This window comes from Paraburkholderia sp. BR10954 (assembly GCF_040965775.1).
GTDB lineage: Bacteria > Pseudomonadota > Gammaproteobacteria > Burkholderiales > Burkholderiaceae > Paraburkholderia > Paraburkholderia youngii.
In genome coordinates, this window is the sequence record NZ_JBFRCK010000176.1 from 1 (window position 1) to 1,044 (window position 1,044).

A 1,044-nucleotide genomic window follows, 5' to 3' on the forward strand; every position below is an offset into this window, starting at 1 on the left:
TGATCCTCAGGAAGCTGAGGCTTTTTTACGCCGCTGTTCTGGCCGCTTTGCTCAACCGCTCAATCGCTGTCGAATACCAGCCGTGAGGGCAAGCGCCGTCCAAAACGAATTATTCAGACCCGACTCAATAGTCGGCCCGGAACAATTCATTCTTCGATGCACCCGCATCAGGCCGGCGGCAATGCTGCGGTTGAGCAAAGCAACAAGAACGTATGCGCAAAAAAGCCGCAGCTTCCTCAGGATCATCCGGAGATCGTGGCGAGCGCCCCACAGCACTGCGTGCATCGCATCGCCGGGCGCGCCTTTGAGCCAGTTGCGACCGAGTTTTCCGTCCGTCTTCATGTGACCGATGGCAGGCTCGATTGCACTTCGCCGTTTGATCATCGCGCGTAGTGCGCGTGTGATGCCTCGCCGCAAGCCCGGGTGGTAGATTCTTACGCCATCTACTGCGACCTCCTTGTATCCACGGTCGACGATGGCGACTTCCGGCGTGGCGTCGCATAGGATTGCCGCCTGTTCCAGCGCTTCAGCCAGCGTATGACCGTCGTACGGGTTGCCTGGCATCGAGCGCATGCCAACTACCAGTCCTTCTTTGTGGGTCGTCGTGATCGACACTTTCACGCCGAACTCATAGGGCGTACGCGCCTTGCCTTTGGCCAGACACTCGACTTCCGGCGCATGCAGCGCGTGGAGCTTGTTTTTGTCCTTCGGCTTCTGCGACAGAATCCGCTTCGTGCGCTCAACCAGTTCCTGCAACGCGGTGCGGCCATGATCGGCTAAGGGGTCCGAAATTTGTGGGCAACGTCAGATTGCTGTATGAATTCGGCGTTATGTTCCGCCTAGGACGCGTAGCAGGACTCGACGAGATCAGAGAGCGCATGGCCGAACTCGAAGATGCACTGCCACGATCAATGTTTCTTAGTCGGGTCTGAATAATTCGTTTTGGACGGCGCTTGCCCTCACGGCTGGTATTCGACAGCGATTGAGCGGTTGAGCAAAGCGGCCAGAACAGCGGCGTAAAAAAGCCTCAGCTTCCTGAGGATC

1 pseudogene is annotated in these 1,044 nt (G+C 57.6%); it reads right to left on the reverse strand.

The features are described from left to right. Positions 1 to 189: 189 nt before the first annotated feature. Positions 190 to 765: pseudogene (locus AB4Y34_RS41690) on the reverse strand (transposase); the annotation flags it as partial. Positions 766 to 1,044: the final 279 nt, after the last annotated feature.